2 protein-coding genes are annotated in these 1,092 nt (G+C 68.9%); both read right to left on the bottom strand.

Annotated features, from left to right (window positions below):
• Positions 1 to 823, bottom strand: an 823-nt coding sequence (locus F0Q45_RS26135) for a precorrin-2 C(20)-methyltransferase (protein WP_149656607.1), incomplete at its 3' end; no start/stop codon positions are given.
• Positions 820 to 1,092 (bottom strand): precorrin-8X methylmutase (locus F0Q45_RS26130; RefSeq protein WP_188113182.1); only part of this gene is annotated, 273 nt, incomplete at its 5' end. The genes F0Q45_RS26130 and F0Q45_RS26135, both read right to left, overlap by 4 nt.

Genomic DNA, 1,092 nt, shown 5'->3' with positions numbered 1-1,092 from the left:
CGGTGGCGGTGGCCAGCTCGCGTCGGCTCTGCGGGGTCATCCAATCGGTGTCGCCGGGGCCCAGACCTACTACCGCGACGGTGCCGGTGATCGAGGCACGCTCGCGGCCGCCTGGGAGCATCGCCAGCGAGAAGTAAGGCACCGTGGTCTCGTCGACATCGGCGGCGGGCAGCACGCGTTGCCCGGGGGTGCTGGCCCGCTCCACATAGAATGCATCGCCAAGCTGGCCAGATGCCGAAAGTGCTTCCCGCACATTGTGATAAGAACGACCGAGCTTAACCACCACCGCAGCGTCGCAGTCAGCGAGCCGCCGCGTCAGCTCGGCAACTGGCAATGTTCCCGGCAGCACCGACAGCACCTCGTCGCCGGCCACCAGCGGTGTTGCGATGGCCGCCGAGGCGGCGCTCACGGACGTCACCCCAGGCACGATCACGGCGTTGAAGCGCTTCGTCAGCCGGGTGTGCAAATGCATGTAGGAGCTGTAGAACAGCGGGTCGCCCTCGGCCAGCAGCGCCACGTTGCGCCCGGCGTCGAGGTGCGCGGCGATGCGTTGGGTCGCCTCGCTGTAGAAATCCTCCAGGGCACCGGCGTAGCCGCCGGGATGATCGGTCGTCTCGGTGGTCACCGGGTAGATCAGGTGCTCCTCGATTTGACCCGGCCGCAGATAGGGTTCGGCGATGCCGCGGGCGATGCTGCGGCCGTGGCGGGCGCTGTGGTAGGCCACCACATCGGCCTCGCCGATCACGCGGGCCGCCTTGACCGTCACCAATTCCGGGTCGCCGGGCCCCAGCCCAACCCCCCAGAGCGTGCCGCGAGTGGTCATTCGGTGTCGGAGGCTATCGCGTTGACGGCGGCGGCAGCTATGGCGCTGCCCCCGCGACGGCCCCGCACCACCAGATACGCCATGCCGCGTGGCCGGTCGATGAGTTCCTGCTTGGATTGGGCCGAGCCGACAAAGCCGACCGGCCCGCCCAGCACCGCAGCCGGTGCCGGGACACCTTCGTCGATCAACTCCAGCAACCGGAACAGGGCGGTGGGCGCATTGCCGATCGCCATGACGGCGCCGGCCATCCGGTCAGCCCACAATTCCAC

This window comes from Mycobacterium simiae, from assembly GCF_008370645.1.
GTDB classification, from domain to species: Bacteria; Actinomycetota; Actinomycetes; order Mycobacteriales; family Mycobacteriaceae; genus Mycobacterium; species Mycobacterium simiae_A.
Note: the sequence above shows the minus strand (reverse complement) of the source record. Positions and strands in the feature narration are given on the sequence as shown.